A 14,482-nucleotide genomic window follows, 5' to 3' on the forward strand; every position below is an offset into this window, starting at 1 on the left:
CATCATGAAAAGAAGGCACACCCTCAACGCAGTTGCGCTGCTCTGTTGCGTCGGCATCCAGTGCGCGACGTCGGCGTTCGCCGACGAGCCGAAGAAAGTCGCGTTCGTCGACACGGGCAACACCGGGCGCAGCGTGATGGCCGAAGCGATCGCGGGCCAGTTGATCGCGCAGCGCCATGCGCACATCGCGGTGATCTCGCGCGCGGTCGACGAGGATCCGTACGACGAAAAACCGGAAGAGAACGGCGTGATCCTGATGAAGCGGCGCGGCATCGACACGTCCGCGCACCGCTCGGTGCAGTTGAACGCGAACGACGTCAAGCATTCCGACGTGATCCTGACGATGACCGACAAGCACAAGGAGAAGGTGCTCGCGCTCTATCCGTCGGCCGCCGGCAAGGTGTTCACGCTCGCCGAGTATGCGTCCGGGAAGCACCTCGACGTGCCCGATGCCTGGGGCAAGCCGATGGATTTCTATGAGGCGGTGACCGCGCAGCTCGACACGTACATCCCGGCCGCGCTCGACAAGGTCGCGACGGCCGCGCCGGCGAAGCCGTAACGCACGAAGGCCTGTCGGGTCGCTGGAAGCACGGCGTGCCGGCAGGTCTGCTGTTCGCGAACGTCCTCCTCGCTCTGGTTCGCCCATCCTTTTATGTAGCTTATAAGCTACAATCGCGTTCAAGATCGAACTGGAAACGGAGGCAATCATGACCAAACTCAAAGGCGCGGTATCGCACCACGACGCGGAAGTTGCCGAACTCGGCGCCGACCGCGAACTCGCAGTGGCCTATCTGCGCGTCGCGATGGAATCGCTCGACGATCCCGACAATCGTGCGGCCGGCCTGCTCGCGCTGCGCACGGTCGCGGAAGCCTATGGCGGGCTCGGCGCGGTCGCGGCCGAAGCCGGCATCAGCCGCGAATCGCTGTATCGCACGCTGTCCCCGAACGGCAACCCCACGCTGAAAACCCTGCTCGCGGTGCTCAAGACCGTCGGCCTGCGCCTGTCCGTCGTCCCCGCGCAGCCCGCGCACGCATGAGCGCCCCCTTCCCGCTCACGGCCTGATCATCCACACGAGCAGCATCTCGGCAGGCGCGGCCGTCATCCCCGCCGGCGGACGCTCGATCGTCGGCTCGACCGCCAGCGCCTGCGCGATCGCCGCCGCGTCGTCGATCGTCGTCGTGCGCACGATCGTCATCAGGCGCGCCGGCCGGTGCAGCGCCTCGCGATACAGCGCGCCGTACCACAGCGGCCGCATGCCGAGCGCGTCCTGCAGCACGTACGGATAGCGCCACAGCCGCAGTACGAGGCGACTGTCCGGGTGGGCCGGATCGACGCGCACGAACACGCGGCGGGTGCTTTCGCCGTGCGTGTAGCGCGGCAGCACGGGCAGCGTATCGGCCGGCGCCTGCGGCAACAGCCAGCGCAGCGCGGTGGCCGGCGACCACGGCGTCGCGCGCTGCCAGCCGGCCTGCGCGAGATGCCGGTCGAGCGTGTCCGATGTCGCACTCCATTGCAGCGGCAGATATTCCTCGCGGTCGCCGCCGATCTCGGTGCGCCGCGTCGGCACGCGCTGCCACCCGCCGCGCAACCACTGGTCGACGGTCATCGCGACCACGTCGCCGACATGCGGGCGCGCCGCGCGATCGAGCTGCCATTGTGCAGGGATCGTCCATACGCCGGCCGTCGCGAGCACCACGAGCACCGCGACGAGCGCACCGCGCGGCTGCACATGCTCGCGCACGCGCCAGTACGCATACGCGCCGGCGAGCAGCGCAAACCAGGCCAGCCCGAGGCTCCATCCGCCGAGCAGCCCCGACATCCAGGTATCGCCGACGTACAGCCGCGCGAAACCGCCGAGCACGATCCACAACACGACCGCCGTCACGACCGGAATACGCCACAGCGCGGGCCGGTCGCGCGTGATCGCCCAGCCGAGGCCGCTGCTCGCGAGGATCGCAAACGCGGCATCCGCATCGGGCAGCGGTACGTGCGGCGCGCCGGGTGGCAGGCTCGCGGGCGTCGCGCCCGGCACGAGCGCGCCGAACGCCGGTACGAGCACGACGGCGACACCGACCGTCGCGAGCCACCACGCGGCAGTCAGCCAGCAGCGATGGATCATCAGCCAGACCAGAAACGCGGCCGCGACGATCAGCCCCGTATCGTGCCCGTGCAGCACGGCAAGCGCACTCATCGCGGCGTCGACGGGCGGTGTGCGCAGGTTCTGCAGGAACGCATACAGCGCGATGTCCGCGTGCATCAGCGGATCGTTCGCGACGACGTCCTGCACGATCCCCGCGAACAGCCACACGCAGCCGACGAACAGCAGCGCGAGCACGGGCACCGCACCCGGCAGGCCGCGCACATACGCGATCGCGTCGTGCAGCCGCGCGCCGAAGCGCGGCCAGCGGCGCGCGCATCCGTGCACGGCTTCGACGAGCGCGCGGCGCAGCAACGGCCAGCCGCGCCGCAGCGCGACGCGTACGCCGAACCACACGAGCGCGACCAGGGCGGCCACGACCAGCAGGATCGCGGCGACCCGCACGCTGATCGCCGCGGCCAGTGCGGCCGACGCGCCGAACAGGATGCCCGGCGCGACATGTACGGGCGCCCACACGAGCGCCGACACGACGTTGACCGGATAGAACGACCGGCGTGGCAGCGTCGCGCAGCCGACGACGACCGGCACGACCGCACGCACCGGTGCGAGGAAGCGGGCGAGCACGATGCTCTTCATCCCGTGACGCAGCACGAACTCCTCGCCGCGCGCGTACGCGTTCGCATAGCCAAAGCGCGCCCACACGTTGCGAATCATCCCGCGATAGTGCCGCCCGAGCTCGTAGCTGATCCCGTCGCCGACCACCGCGCCGACGGCCGCGACGCCGATCGTCGTCCACCCGTCGAGCGCGCCGGCGCCGATCAGCGCACCGGCCGCGAACATCACCGCGCCGGCCGGCACCACCGTGCCGATCAGCGCGATCGCCTCGGCGCACGCCGTCACGAACACGATCGCCAGCACGAGCAGCGGATGCGCGCCGATCGCGCCGATCCACGCGTGGATGGTGTCGCTCATCGCATGCCCCGTGGCGAAACGATCCGGCGGGCGAACACCGGATCGGCGATGGCAGGGGGAACGGTCATGGCGGAGTGCGCGCTGTCGCGCCGGCGTAAGCGGTCAATCGAACTCGTGCTGCCGCGCATCGACCTCGAGCGGCGCATCGTGGTAGCCGACCGTCGCGATCTCCTGCAGATAGCGCGCCAGAAATGCGCCGATCGACCCGGCGGCCTCGTACTGATGCACGTGACGGAATTCGTGGGTCAGCAGGCGGCGCGTGTCCTGCCCGCGCAGCACGTACACCGCATGGCCCAGCGTCAGGCCGATCGTCCCCGGCGCCAGCAGCCCCGTGTCGCGGGCGATCGCGGCAAGCGTTGGCGTCTCGGGGAACGGCATGCGATCGACGATCACCACGCGGATCCGTTCCGGCCGGGCAACGCCCACCGTGCGCGCATCGTCGGCCTGTGCCGGCGTCAGCGGCGTGCCCTGCGCGATCCCGCGCGCCGCCTCCGCTTCAGCCCACGCGACGGCGGCGGGCAACGCGGACGGCAGGATATCGGCAAGGTCAATCATCGCGGTGCTCCCCGGTGGGTGTAGTGGCATCGGGCACCAGTTTAGTCCCGATTCGTAGCGGTTCGAGGCGCGGTTCGCGTCGCACCGCGCCGGTCCAGCCCAGGCATGGCGACGATCAGGGAATACCCTTATCTTCGCGCACTACCCGCCATGCCCTTTCCCGTCGATTATTTCGTTTCAGTACACATTCCACGACCAACTATCTCGAAAATTTCCCGGATGAGTACCGTTTTCGGATTCGACGGAATATATTGGTCAGAAGAACAGCCGCGGCGATAACCGGACAAGCAGTTCGCGGCGTGATCCCGAAGAGGACCGCTAGATGATCAGGGTAATTCTGGCTGACGATCACGCAGTCATGCGGGACGGACTGCGTTACATCCTGGAGATGGCCGGCGGTTTCGAGATCGTCGGCGAGGCGAGCGACGGCTCGGCCACGCTCGCGCTCGCCGAACGCGCCGCCGCCGACGTGCTGCTGCTCGACCTGTCGATGCCCGCGCCGACCGGCATCGAGCTGATCCGGCTGGTCAAGAGCCACGCGCCGTCGCTGCGCACGCTCGTGCTCACGATGCACGCCGAGGCACAGTACGCCGCGCGCGCGTTCAAGGCCGGCGCCACCGGCTACCTGACGAAGGACAGCGCGACCGCCGAGCTCGTCGAAGCGGTCGGCAAGGTCGCGGCGGGCGGCATCTACGTGAGCCCGTCGGCAGCCGAAAGCCTCGCGCGCACGCTGCGCGCGCCGGCGCTGACATTGCCGCACGAGCGGCTGTCCAACCGCGAACTCGACGTGATGCGCCGCATCGTCGCCGGCCAGACCGTCACGCAGATCGCGTCCGAACTCGCGCTGAGCGCGAAGACGGTCAGCACATACAAGACACGGATCCTCGAGAAGATGGAATTGCCCCACGAAGCCGCACTGGTCCGCTACGCGGTGCGCCACGACCTCGACCCCGGCGCCGACGACGCATGACGGCCGCCTTCCGCTTCCCGCCCGCGCCGCCCGACGACGACGATCCGGACGCGTCGCGCCTGTTCATGTCGTCGCTGCCGCCGGGCCGGCGCGAACGGCGCTTCGCGCTCGCGACCGTGCTCGTGTCGGCCGTGATCTTCGCCGCGCTCGCGCCGTTCGCGGGCATGCCGCTCGCGCCGGGCTGGGCGTTCATTCCCGTGTACCAGTCGGCGATCGTCGTCAACGACATGGTGACGGCCGGCCTGCTGCTCGGCCAGTACGCGATCCTGCGCCAGAAGCCGCTGCTCGTGCTCGCGGGCGGCTACCTGTTCACGGGCTTCATGGCCGGCACGCACATGCTGACCTTTCCCGGGCTGTTCGCGCCGCACGGCCTGCTCGGCGCCGGCGACCAGACCACCGCGTGGCTGTACCTGTTCTGGCATGGCGGCTTTCCGCTGGCGGTTTCCGCCTATGCGCTGCTGCGCGCGACCTTGCGCGCCCGCCCGATCCCGACCCCGCAGCGCCGTGCGGCGATTCCCGTGGTGTTCTGCATCGCGTCGGCGGTCGCCGCGACGGTCGCGCTCGCGCTGCTCGCGACGGCCGGCCACGACCTGTTGCCGCGCATCATGAACGGCAACCGGATGGCCGCGACGATGACGAACGCGATCACGGTCGTCTGGGGGCTGAACCTGGTCGCGCTGATGCTGATGTGGTGGCAGCGGCGCCGCCATTCCGTGCTCGACTTGTGGGTGATGACGGTGCTCGTCGCGTGGCTGTTCGACATCGCGCTGTCGTCGATGCTGAATCACGGGCGCTACGATCTCGGCTTCTATGCGGGGCGCGCGTACGGCCTCGTCGCGTCCGGCGTCGTGTTGTTCGCGATGCTGTTCGAGAACGGCCGACTGCATGCGCAAACCGTGCGCGCACTGGCCGGCGCGCGCTATCAGCATCTGCTCGTCGTGCAGAAAAGCGCGCAGCTGAACGACGCGAACGAACGGCTAGAACAGCGCGTCGCCGCGCGCACCGCGCAACTGAGCGCGTCGAACCGCGACCTGCGGCGCGAAGTCGAGGAGCGCGTGCGCGCGGAGCGGGCGCTGCAGGCGTCACGCGAAGAACTGCGCGAGATTGCCGCGATCAGCGCCAGCGCGCGCGAAGCCGAGCAGCGCCGCATCGCGCGCGAACTGCACGACGAACTCGCGCAGTCGCTCGCGACGCTGAAGAACGATCTCGAATGGCTGATCGACCGCGTGCCGCAGGACGACGCGCAACTCGCGCGCAAGATCGCGGCGATGCATACGCTCGCGCGCGGTGCGGTGGCCGCGACGCGGCGCATCGCGTCCGACCTGCGCCCGCTGATGCTGGATGACCTCGGGTTCGCCGCGGCGATGCAATGGCTCGTCGAGGATTTCCGGCACCGACACGGGATTGCGTGCTCGCTGCACGTCGAGCCGCCCGAGCTGCAGCTCGACGAGCCGTATGCGACGGCCGTGTTCCGCATCGCGCAGGAAGCGCTCGCGAACGTCGCGCGGCATGCGGCCGCGTCGCATGCGGACGTCGAACTCGTGCACGGCGGCGATACGATCGCGCTGACGATTCGCGACGACGGCGCGGGATTCGATCCCGGCGTGCCGCGCAAGTCAGGGTCGTTCGGGCTGGTGGGATTGCGCGAGCGCGCGTATCTGGTGGGCGGCACACTGCGGATCGCGACGACGCTCGGCGAAGGCACGACGGTCGAGGTCGAGATTCCGCTGACGCATGCGCCGGTTGCGGTCGCGCACGGCGGGGATGGGGTTTTGCGGAGGTAAACCGGGTGAATGCCGAAGGCAATGGCTTAGTCGCCCGCCTTCGTCGCGCGTGCCACGTTCAACATGCGCTCGAGCTCCGCCTGAACGCTTGCAGCCTCGATGTATTCACCGGTCCGTCGCGCCTCGTCACGCGACGCCAGGCCGCGTGCCATAAACTCGCGCTGCACGCGTCGGCGCGCAACGCCATCGCGAAACTTACTCATCATCGTCATTTTCTCGCTCCATACGTCGCATTTGCAACGCATGGTAGCGCATCGACCTGATGCGCAACGGCCCACCGACCGCGATTCATTTCCTGCTCGGCACTTCGCGCTTGCCATCATCCCGTGGTGCCATTGTTCGTACCGGCCCTGGCACGACGCTACAATTCGTCGCGCCCCTCCACATCAGCCGTTCCATTGCACCGGCCGACCGGACTTCCCCCCTTCGCCACGATGAAAACCCTTCGCAGCTATGTCCTTTCCTTCTGCATCGTCGTAGTCGGCTGGCTTGCCGTCTCGCTGCTTTGCTGGCCCGTCCTGCTCGCGCTGCAGGCGCTGACGACGGCCGTGTTCATTCCGCATCCGGCCGGCAGCTACATCGGGCTCGGCTTCGTGTCGACCGCGCGGCTCACTGATTTTCCGACCAACTTCGTCGGCGCCTTTTCGGTGCCTTTCATGAACGTGCCGATCGGGTTCATTGCGATCGCCTGGTGGTTCGGCGTAGGCCTGATCGTACCGTCCGCTTACCAGCGCTACCGCACCAAGCCGCGCGGCCGCGTATCGCGGGCCGTCGTGTGGCGCGCGGCCCGCTCGCTGGCGATCCTGACCGCCGTGATGTTCGTCATCGCGACACCGTTCCTGCGTCGTTACGAAATCGTGACGCCGGATCACCTGTACGTGCGGCACCTGTTCGACTGGTACGAACGCACGTATCCGCTCGCCTCGCTGAGGGAAATCCACGTGGACGATCCCGGCGGCAGCCGCAGCATCATCACGTGGGATTTCATCTTCGACGGCGACAACCGCTTCACGACGACCGCACCCGACATCAAGGCGCTCAAGTACCTGATGTCGAATACGCACGCGTCGGCCAATTTCACGTTCGTCGGGAACCGGTTGACGATGCGATAGCGACGCGCCGCCTCACACCCGCGCCGCCACCATCCCCCGCTCCGAGCGCGTCCACGCGACCAGCGCGCCGATCCCGAGCAGTGCGAGGCACACGATCGGCACGATCATCGGCCCGAACGCGGTGCCCGTCACCTTGCCCGCGAACGGCATCAGGTTCTGGCTGAAGAAGCCACCAAGGTTGCCGATCGAGTTGATCGCCGCGACACTCGCCGCCGCCCGCGCACCGGTGAAATAACGCGGCGGCATCGACCAGAAGCACGGATACAGCAACGGAATGCACGCGCCGCCCAGCACGAGCGCGATAAAGCGCAACGGCGTCGACGGCATCACGAGGCTCAGCAGGAAACCGAGCGCGCCAAGCGCCGCGACGATCGCGATCGTGCGCAGGATGCTCTTCGCGCGGCGCAGTTTCCCCGGCAGCCACACCAGCAGCAGCACGGCAAGCGCCCACGGCAGCATGCTCAGGAAGCCGTTCGTCGTGCTCGACACGCCGAACGATTTCACGAGCGTCGGCAGCCAGTACGTAACACCGTACAGCGACGTCGACATCAGCATGTAGGTTGCCGCGAACAGCATCACGCGCGGATCGAGCAGCGCCTTCCACGGCTGGCCGTGCTCGGCCTGCGCAGGCTTCTCGCGCTCCAGCGCGGCCTCGACGATCTGTTTCTCGCGGTCGTCCAGGAAACGGGCGTCGCGCACCGATGCGGGCAGCACGCGGAACACGACGATCGCGACGATCACGGCCGGGATGCCCGTTGCAATGAACACCCACTGCCAGCCCGCCAGCCCCCACACGCCGTTCAGGCTCAGCAGCACGCCGCCGACCAGCGAGCCGAGCATGTTCGCGAGCGCGCTGCCGAGCGTGAAGATGCCGAGCACCTTCGCGCGGTAGCTCTGCGGGAACCACAGCGTGAGGTAGTAGATCACGCCCGGATAGAAGCCGGCCTCGGCGATGCCGAGCACGAAGCGCAGCGCGCAGAACGCGGGCATCGACGTCGTGAAGCCCATCAGCACCGTGATGAGGCCCCACGTCAGCATGATCCGCGCGAGCCACACGCGGGCACCGTAGCGATGCAGCGCGAGCGTGCTCGGCACCTCGAACAGCAGGTAGCCGATGAAGAACAGCGACGACGCAAGCCCGAACGCGGCCTCCGTCATCCCGAGGCTGTGCACCATCTGCAGTTTCGCGAAACCGACGTTCTGCCGGTCGATGAACGCGATCAGGAACATCACGACGAGGATGGGCAGCAGGCGCCGCGCCATCTTCGACATGATGCGCTGTTCTTCGGCGGACGCGGGGTCCAGGGTGTCGGTAGCGTTCACTTCAGGCTCCTTGCGTGAATCGGTTGCATGTCGGTTGCGTATCGGTTGAATCTGCGCCGCGCACGGCACACGCGCGGGCGCAGGATGTCTCGCTGGATGGAGGCGGCGACGTTCAGCCCGACCGGTAGGCGTCGAGCATCGGCGCGAACATCTCGTGCCACGCGCGCGGCTTGGCCTTGATCGTGCCGGCGAGGTACAGGAATTCGACGTAGTCCATCAGCTGGTTCGGCAGCACCGAGAAGCGCGTGTCGGGCGCGGCGAGCATTTGCATCACATCGTCGTGCGACACACCGACACCCGACGACGCCGCATACAGCGCGGCCGCCGCGCGCGGATCCTGCGCGATCAGGCGGTTCGCTTCGTCAAGCGCGGCGATGAACGCCACCGCCAGCGCGGGCTCCGTATCGACGAGCCGCTTCGGCGCGAACACGACGTCGAGCGTCAGCGGGCCGAGCACGTCGACCGAATTCACGACGCGATGAACGCCAGGCTGCCGCAACTCGAGCGTCGAGAACGGTGGCGACGTGAAGTGCGCCGTGACGCCGTTCTCGCGGCGGATCAGCGCCTGCATCGCCTGCGGATGCGGCAGGTTCACGGTGATCGAATCGAGCTGCGCGAAATGCTTCGGGCCGAGCTGCCGGCTCGCAACCATCTGCAGCACGACGGCCGACAGCGACGTGCGGATGCCCGGCACCGCGATCCGGTCGGACGGCGTGAAGTCGCGCAGCGACGTCAGGCCCGGACGGTTCGCGTTCAGCGACAGCGACGTCGTCGACAGCCCGCTGATGCCGATCACCTCGACGTTCGGAATGCCGCGCGCCCGCGCCCACAGCTCGATGAAGCCCGGCGCGCCGGCGCCCGCGAAATCGAGCGTGCCGGCCATCATCGCGTCGTTGACGGAATTGCCGCCGTCGAGCAGCATCCAGTCGACCGCGACATCGCGCACGCCGTGGCGCGCTGCGTGCCGCTCGAACAGCCGCTGCTTCTCCATCACGAGCAGCGGCAGGTACAGCACGCCATAGCCTTTGGAAATCCGCACCGTGCGCGGCTTCGCCCGCACGAGCGCCGGTGCGGCGAGCACGCCGAGACCGGCGGCGATCAGTGCGCGACGGCGCGGCGACGTCGTCATGCGCACGCCGCCGTGCGACGGACGGCAAACGGCCACGCGAAGGCCGCCGTCGCGCTACGTCGCGCGTTCGTCGCTCCCGTGACATGCTGCATGTTGCCGTCTCCTTGAATAATTCTGGTATTAATGCCGTCCTTGCCTGCTGCTTCCGGCTCGACACAGGTTATCGACCGAGTCTGAGAAAATGCTGACATCCCGCCCTCGGGAAAACCCCTAATCCACCTACCTGCAAAACGGCACCATGCGCATTCTCGTCGTGGAGGACGATGCCGAAATCGGCGCGGCGATCCGCAGCCGCCTGACGCGACTCGGCCACGCGGTCGATCTCGAAACCGACGGCGCGACCGCGCACGGGCTGCTGCGCGTCGAGCGCTTCGACCTCGTCGTGCTCGACGCGAACCTGCCCGGCATGGACGGCTTCACGGTATTGCGCCACCTGCGCGCGTCGGGCAGCACGACGCCCGTGCTGCTCGTCACCGCGCGCTCGGCGATCGACGATCGCGTGAGCGGCCTCGGTCTCGGCGCCGACGACTATCTCGTGAAGCCGTTCGACTATCGCGAACTCGACGCGCGCGTGCAGGCGCTCCTGCGCCGCAACAGCGGCCACGCGAACGACGTGCTGACGCTCGGCGGCCTCGCGATCGACCGCAGCAGCCGCCTCGCAGAACTCGACGGCCAGCCGCTGTCGCTGTCGCGCCAGGAGTTCGCGCTGCTCGAAATCCTCGCGAGCCGGCCGCAGCGCATCTTCTCGAAGGACGAACTGCTGAACCAGCTGTTCAGCTTCGGCAACGAGCCGACCACGAACGCGGTCGAGCAGTACGTGACGCGCGTGCGCAAGAAGCTGCAGGGCAGCTCGGTCGAGATCCGCACCGCGCGCGGGATGGGGTATCAGATTGTCGCGCATTGACTGGTTCCCGAAGACGCTGTTCGGGCGCACGCTGCTCTTCATCGCGCTCGTCGTCGCGACCGGCGCGCTCGCGCTCGCGGCGATCGCGCGATATTACGCGGGCGTCGCGGCCGAACGCGCGTACGACCAGTTGCTTGCGGGCGCATCGATCCAGGTCGCGGAGAATCTCTACGTCCAGGGCGGCGTGCTCGCGCTGAATCCGCCGGTGGCCGCGCTGTCGACGCTGTCGCGCTACGACCTCGTCTATTACAAGGTCGTCGATTCGCGCGGCGTCGTCGTGGCCGGCTACAACGATCTCGCGAGCCCCGCGACGCTCGCCGCCGCGAAACAGGGCCCCGCGTTCGCGAATGCCGTCTACCAGGGGCACCGGATCCGCACCGCGACGATCGCGCGCTACATGCCCGAGGAAAGCACGCCGGGCTGGGCGCTCGTGACGGTCGCGCAAACCACCCACGCACGCCAGCAGCTCACGAACGACATGAGCATCAAGGTGTGGACGCTGATCCTGTTGATGAGCGTGCTCGCGATCGGCGCAAGCGGCCTCGCGATCCGGCGCGGCCTGCGCCCGCTCGCGCAGATCGGCACGATCATCGCCGCGCGCGACCCGGCCGACCTGCGGCCAGTGGCCGTCGATACGCCGAGCGAGATCGATGCCATCATCGGGTCGATCAACGGGCTGATGCACCGCCTGGCCGAACGCATCAACGCGATGCAGCGCTTCATCGCCGATGCAGCGCATCAGATGCGCACGCCGCTTGCGCGGCTCGACGCGCAGATCGAGCTGCTCGACGGCGAATCCGATCCCGCGCGTCACGCGGCGCGGCTCGATGCGCTGCGCGCGACCTCCTCGGACGTCGGCCGGCTCACCGGCCAGTTGCTCAATCACGCGATGGTGATTCATCGCACCGAGGCCGTGCCGCTGCAACCCGTCGAACTCGTCGCGCTCGCGAAAGAGGTACTCGGCCGCACGATTCCGCTCGCGGGCGAACGCGATGTCGCCGTTGCGTTCGCGAGCGATGCGCCGCTGGCATGGATCGACGGCGACGCGATCAGCCTGCAGGAAGCGCTGTCGAACGTGCTGCACAACGCGCTGCTGCACGGGCACGCGGACGACATCGTCGTGTCGGTCGCAACCACGGGCAATGCCGACGGCGCGGTCACGCTGACCGTCACCGACAACGGCCGCGGGATTCCGCGCGAGCACTGGGACGCGGCACTGCAGCCGTTCGTGCGGATCGCGCCGGACGGCAGCGAGCGGCGCACGGGGTCGGGCCTCGGGCTCGCGATCGTGCAGGAGGTGATGAAGGCGCACGGCGGGCGCATCGGGTTCGCGTTTCCCGATGCGGGCGGGTTTGCGGTCGTGCTGACGTTTCCGCGCGCGGCGGGAAGCGGCACGGAAAAGGCATAGGCCGGCTCCGAGCCGGCCCGTTTGCGACAGGCGCTTAATCGTCGTTGTCGTCGTCGAGCCGGTTGCGCTCCGCATGCCGCGCCACCAGCCGATCCAGCTCGTCATACTGACGATCGCAGAACAACCGGCACAGCGTGTCGACATCCGCGCGCGTGTCGACGTCGATCGTGTCGACGTGCTGTTCCGGCTTTTCCTTGCCGAGACCGAACAGCCCCTTCTTCATCCGCGTGGAAACGGCATTCAACTGGAAGCCGTCTGCATGCGCGTCGCTCAGCGCGGTCACCCATAACTCCCGCTGATCGTCGGCATGCTGCAGTACAAGGGCCGGCAACGGGCCTTCCTGCGTATCGTCCCATTCGGCATGCTGCGCCGCCCACGGGAACGAGTCGAATGCACGCGTGAACGACGCGTAGTCGGTCGCGCCCTGAGGGTCGAGTTGATTGTAGTCGTAGCCGGTTTTCTGAATCGCGTAGGTCAACATGGCGCGGCGCTCCCGATGGCGGTAATGGCGACTGTGCGTAATCTACCTGACAATTCGGTGTACCTCGCAGTTTTTCGCGAGACCCGAATTCGCGTACCGCCATCGCCCCCGCCAATTACGCCGCCACGGCCTCCCCGCCCAGATACGCATCGCGCACGCGCTCGTCGTCGAGCAACGCTTTCGCGGGCCCTTCGAGCACGACGCGCCCCGTCTGCAGCACGTACCCGTAATGCGCGATCTCCAGCGCGAGGCTCGCGTTCTGCTCGACCATGAACACCGTCACGCCCTGCCTGTTGATCGCGTCGATCAGTTCGAGCACCTTGTCGACGTAAAGCGGCGACAGCCCCATCGTCGGCTCGTCCATGCAGATCAGCTTCGGCCGCGCCATCAGCGCACGCGCCATCGCGAGCATCTGCTGCTCGCCGCCCGACAGCGTGCCGGCACGCTGCGTCAATCGCTCGCGCACACGCGGAAACAGGTCGAGCACACGCTCATAATCGTCGGCCACGGCCGCGCGATCGCCACGCGTGTACGCACCCATCAGCAGGTTCTCGCGCACGCTCATGTCGCCGAACAGCCGCCGCGCCTCGGGCACGGCCGCAATGCCACGCCGCACGCGCTGCGGCGTCGCGAGCGCCGTCACGTCGTCGCCGTCGAAGCGCACGACGCCGCGCTTCGGCCGCATCAAACCGAGAATCAGCTTCATCGTCGTCGACTTGCCGCTCGCGTTGCCGCCGAGCAGGCTGACGATCTGCCCACGGTCGACTTCGAAGTTCACGTCGAAATGCACCTGCACGGGCCCATAGAAAGTGTCGAGGTGTTCGAGTTTCAGCAATGCGTCGGTCATGTTCGTTCGCAATCCGGAAGAAGCGGCGCTCATGCGGCCGCCTGGGTCGTGCGATCGGCCGGCGCGCCGCCCGCATGGCGGCGGCCGAGGTACGCCTCGATCACGCGCGGATCATGCCGCACGTCGCGCGGCGCGCCTTCGGCGATCTTCACGCCGTTGTCGAGCACCATCACGCGGTCGGACACGCGCATCACGAGTTCGAGCTTGTGCTCGATCAGCAGGATCGTCAGGCCGCGCGCCTTCAGCGACTGGATCAGTTGCAGCATCTCGGCCGTCTCCGTCTCGTTCATCCCGGCCGTCGGTTCGTCGAGCAGCAGCAGGCGCGGATGCAGCGCGAGTGCGCGGCCGATCTCCACGCGCCGCCGGTTCGCATACGACAGGCTGTGCGCCGGATGATCGATGCGTGGCGTGAGCCGTTCGCCGAACCCGGCGACGATCGCGCGCGCCTCTTCGCGCAAAGCGGCTTCCTCACGCCGCACCGACGCCGGCCGCACGAGCGCGCGCAGCACTTCGGCGGCCGCGCCGAGCGCGGGCCAGCCGGGCCGCGCCGCGCGCAGCCGCGCATGCGCACCGATCAGCACGTTGTCGAGCACGCTCAGGTTGCCGAACACGCGACCGTGCTGGAACGTGCGCGCAATCCCGAGCGCCGCGAGCCGTTCGGGCGCCGTGCCCGTGATGTCGCGGCCGTCGAACGTCACGCGGCCGGCATCGGCCCGGTCGGCCCCCGCGATCAGGTTGAACAGCGTCGACTTGCCGGCCCCGTTCGGGCCGATCACGCTCAGCAGTTCGCCGTTGGCGAGCGTGAGGCTCGCGCCGTCGAGTGCGGTCACGCCGTCGAAGCGGCGCGTCAAACCCTGCACTTCAAGCAAAGGGCCAGTGGTGGTCATCGCATTCCTCT

The 14,482-nt window shown here is 68.2% G+C and carries 15 protein-coding genes; 7 read left to right on the top strand and 8 right to left on the bottom strand.

Annotated elements, in window-relative coordinates; translation table 11 throughout:
* The first annotated feature begins 4 nt into the window (after positions 1 to 4).
* Positions 5 to 559 carry a protein tyrosine phosphatase gene (locus tag U5809_RS17340; protein WP_322087431.1) on the top strand — a complete coding sequence of 185 codons (555 nt, stop codon included), beginning with the start codon at positions 5 to 7 and terminating at the stop codon, positions 557 to 559.
* A gap of 148 nt (positions 560 to 707) precedes the next feature.
* On the top strand, positions 708 to 1,037 hold the full coding sequence (locus U5809_RS17345) for a DNA-binding protein (RefSeq protein WP_011356110.1): 330 nt from the start codon (positions 708 to 710) through the stop codon (positions 1,035 to 1,037).
* Positions 1,038 to 1,052: 15 nt separating this feature from the next.
* On the opposite strand, the gene U5809_RS17350 is transcribed toward U5809_RS17345, so the two are convergent.
* Positions 1,053 to 3,071 carry an LssY C-terminal domain-containing protein gene (locus U5809_RS17350; RefSeq protein ID WP_322087432.1) on the bottom strand — a complete coding sequence of 673 codons (2,019 nt, stop codon included), beginning with the start codon at positions 3,069 to 3,071 and terminating at the stop codon, positions 1,053 to 1,055.
* A gap of 102 nt (positions 3,072 to 3,173) precedes the next feature.
* Complete coding sequence (locus U5809_RS17355; protein ID WP_322087433.1) at positions 3,174 to 3,626, bottom strand: hypothetical protein; 453 nt, start codon at positions 3,624 to 3,626, stop codon at positions 3,174 to 3,176.
* A 322-nt stretch (positions 3,627 to 3,948) separates the two neighbouring features.
* Here U5809_RS17355 and U5809_RS17360 point away from each other — a divergent pair, with 322 nt between their 5' ends.
* Entirely contained in the window at positions 3,949 to 4,596 is a 648-nt protein-coding gene (locus U5809_RS17360) for a response regulator transcription factor (protein WP_322087434.1), read from the top strand.
* On the top strand, positions 4,593 to 6,380 hold the full coding sequence (locus tag U5809_RS17365) for a sensor histidine kinase (RefSeq protein ID WP_322087435.1): 1,788 nt from the start codon (positions 4,593 to 4,595) through the stop codon (positions 6,378 to 6,380). Before U5809_RS17360 ends, U5809_RS17365 begins: the two co-directional genes overlap by 4 nt.
* 26 nt (positions 6,381 to 6,406) lie before the next feature.
* Here U5809_RS17365 and U5809_RS17370 read toward each other — a convergent pair whose 3' ends face one another.
* Complete coding sequence (locus U5809_RS17370; protein WP_322087436.1) at positions 6,407 to 6,592, bottom strand: hypothetical protein; 186 nt, start codon at positions 6,590 to 6,592, stop codon at positions 6,407 to 6,409.
* Positions 6,593 to 6,814: 222 nt separating this feature from the next.
* Here U5809_RS17370 and U5809_RS17375 point away from each other — a divergent pair, with 222 nt between their 5' ends.
* Entirely contained in the window at positions 6,815 to 7,492 is a 678-nt protein-coding gene (locus U5809_RS17375) for a hypothetical protein (RefSeq protein ID WP_322087437.1), read from the top strand.
* A gap of 12 nt (positions 7,493 to 7,504) precedes the next feature.
* Here U5809_RS17375 and U5809_RS17380 read toward each other — a convergent pair whose 3' ends face one another.
* Together U5809_RS17380 and U5809_RS17385 are read right to left on the bottom strand one after the other, a co-directional pair.
* On the bottom strand, positions 7,505 to 8,815 hold the full coding sequence (locus U5809_RS17380) for an MFS transporter (RefSeq protein WP_322087438.1): 1,311 nt from the start codon (positions 8,813 to 8,815) through the stop codon (positions 7,505 to 7,507).
* A gap of 112 nt (positions 8,816 to 8,927) precedes the next feature.
* A complete protein-coding gene (locus U5809_RS17385) occupies positions 8,928 to 9,944 on the bottom strand; it encodes an ABC transporter substrate-binding protein (RefSeq protein WP_322087439.1) in 1,017 nt (338 codons plus the stop codon).
* A 238-nt stretch (positions 9,945 to 10,182) separates the two neighbouring features.
* Between U5809_RS17385 and U5809_RS17390 the strand changes: the two genes are divergently transcribed.
* Complete coding sequence (locus U5809_RS17390) at positions 10,183 to 10,848, top strand: response regulator transcription factor (protein ID WP_322087440.1); 666 nt, start codon at positions 10,183 to 10,185, stop codon at positions 10,846 to 10,848.
* Positions 10,835 to 12,256, top strand: coding sequence for a sensor histidine kinase (locus U5809_RS17395; RefSeq protein ID WP_322087441.1), 1,422 nt, complete (start codon positions 10,835 to 10,837; stop codon positions 12,254 to 12,256). Before U5809_RS17390 ends, U5809_RS17395 begins: the two co-directional genes overlap by 14 nt.
* Before the next feature lie 34 nt (positions 12,257 to 12,290).
* Here the strand turns inward: U5809_RS17395 and U5809_RS17400 are convergent, their stop codons facing one another.
* The 3 genes from U5809_RS17400 to U5809_RS17410 form a co-directional block, all read right to left on the bottom strand.
* On the bottom strand, positions 12,291 to 12,737 hold the full coding sequence (locus U5809_RS17400; protein WP_322087442.1) for a hypothetical protein: 447 nt from the start codon (positions 12,735 to 12,737) through the stop codon (positions 12,291 to 12,293).
* Between the two features lie 115 nt (positions 12,738 to 12,852).
* Entirely contained in the window at positions 12,853 to 13,617 is a 765-nt protein-coding gene (locus U5809_RS17405; RefSeq protein ID WP_322087443.1) for an ABC transporter ATP-binding protein, read from the bottom strand.
* Positions 13,614 to 14,471 carry an ABC transporter ATP-binding protein gene (locus U5809_RS17410; protein ID WP_322087444.1) on the bottom strand — a complete coding sequence of 286 codons (858 nt, stop codon included), beginning with the start codon at positions 14,469 to 14,471 and terminating at the stop codon, positions 13,614 to 13,616. The genes U5809_RS17405 and U5809_RS17410 overlap by 4 nt, the downstream gene beginning before the upstream one ends.
* Positions 14,472 to 14,482: the final 11 nt, after the last annotated feature.

Origin of the sequence: Burkholderia sp. BCC1999 (genome assembly GCF_905339975.1) — a bacterium.
Classification (GTDB): domain Bacteria; phylum Pseudomonadota; class Gammaproteobacteria; order Burkholderiales; family Burkholderiaceae; genus Burkholderia.